This is a genomic window from Roseburia sp. AF12-17LB (assembly GCF_003479605.1).
Taxonomy (GTDB): domain Bacteria; phylum Bacillota; class Clostridia; order Lachnospirales; family Lachnospiraceae; genus Roseburia_C; species Roseburia_C amylophila.
Map to the genome: position 1 here is coordinate 1 of NZ_QUHR01000028.1, position 1,756 is coordinate 1,756.

3 protein-coding genes are annotated in these 1,756 nt (G+C 37.1%); all 3 read right to left on the reverse strand.

Annotated elements, in window-relative coordinates; genetic code table 11:
* Positions 1-89 (reverse strand): HTH domain-containing protein (locus tag DWV68_RS15125; RefSeq protein WP_334294299.1); only part of this gene is annotated, 89 nt, incomplete at its 3' end.
* 46 nt (positions 90-135) lie between these two features.
* The gene (locus DWV68_RS14225; protein WP_118057808.1) at positions 136-885 is read right to left on the reverse strand and encodes a DUF6033 family protein; all 750 of its coding nucleotides are present in this window, start codon (positions 883-885) and stop codon (positions 136-138) included.
* Between the two features lie 40 nt (positions 886-925).
* On the reverse strand, positions 926-1,756 hold an 831-nt coding region (locus DWV68_RS14605; protein ID WP_118666115.1), incomplete at its 5' end, for a hypothetical protein.

The following is a 1,756-nucleotide window of genomic DNA, read 5'->3' on the forward strand; positions in this document are numbered from 1 at the left end:
TTGGCTAAAAGCCTGTCAATATCATTTTCCTCAACACCAGCCATTTTTGCTATCGTTAGCTTGGATATGCCATGATAGGAAACAAGCACTTCCAACTAATGCATTGATTTGATATTTTCCTTTTACCGAACCCTCTTATGCCTTAATATCAAAACTTGATCTATCAGGTGCAGAAATACTCACAGATTCTGCTACAAGGCTCTGTGTCATACTTTTTACATCATTACCAGTTACGGATAAGGTATAATCACCCGTTTCTTTTCCTTCTGCCGATTTTTCTGCACGTTTCTTTGCAGCTTTTTCTTCCTCTGCTTTTTTAGCAGCTCTTTTCTCTTTTACTTTTTCCTCTTTTTCTCTGTTCTCTTTTGCTTTTCGTTCAGCATTCTCTTTCGCTATTTTCCCATCTGGATCATTTGTACCAGATATTGCCACCGAAATATTTCCGTTTTCATCAACCTTATAACTCAGATTTGTCAAAGTGCCCAAACATCCATTAACCGCACTTTTGGCACAATCTGGAATGGCTGCTAAGTTTTCCTCCAGATACTTTGCTTTTTCCGGATCATTCATACACTTCTGTAAAAATGCACTTGAAACGGATACTGTTGTCGGAACCCCTTGCATTGAAGTCGTTCCCGTATTCACATAATGGTATTTTCCCTGCAAGTATTTTGAATAATCATTTACATTACTATACCCTGTCTTAATCTGCTCTGTTTTTGTCACACCGGGACGTGATGTTTTTAATTCAACTGTACTTGTTGTCACGTTGCCGTCTTTTGTATTTGTACTATCCTTTTCACTATCTGTTTTTTTAACAGTATTCTTGTAATTTGAAGCATAATACGATGTGTAACTACTGTTATTGATACCTGTAATTGCCATAATCCTACCTCCCTGTTATTGAAACTTAAAATAATTTCTATTATATTGAACGACTTGGATATTTAATTTCCGTTGATGTAAATTCATCTTCTGCCGAAACATTGATATGCCCACTGCTGTCAATAGCATACTCTTTACCATAAACGGAAAACGTATCTCCTTCTTTAAATCCGATTTCTATCCAGTTTATATCATTTAACTGTTTTATCTTTGCGTCAACATTTATGGTCTTTCCTGATTCCTGCAATAAATAAGTGTGTTTTCCTGCTCCCGCTTCTATAGAAAAGAATCCCGGAGAAATCCCGACTTTCTCACAGACGGACAATACCTCCTCATTGCTGTAAAGATACCCCCACACACTCTTTCCCTGTGCCAGATCAGACAGGATATTGCCTGCCTTACACATTTCCCACTTATAATTTGTCCCTTTTTGATTTGTATTCTCTGCAAGCAACGATTCCGAGGCTGCCCAGCCTATCCTTCCATTGTTGACCGTCCATGTATATTTACCGCCACTTGATGTTGTCCATGAATAATAACTTTTATTACTTAATACCAAAGAATTATTTGCAGCACAAATGCCTGACATGGTGCTTGTATTCATTTTCGGTACTGCATAATTAGGTACTACCTGTCTGCTCCCATTAAGGTCAAAGGAAATAACCCCGTACTCCTTAAAATCAGAATTATATCCACAGGAAACATTCTCCCCAAAATTGATTGCATTCAAAATAGCACTTGAATTATTATAGTTTGCAAAATAATAAGCCAATTCACTGTTAGAAATATTCGCATTTTTATCTATCAGTGCAGCTATTGATTGCTTTGAAAAGCCTCGTGCAGCATCAGAAATACTTAAACTGTCCTGTTT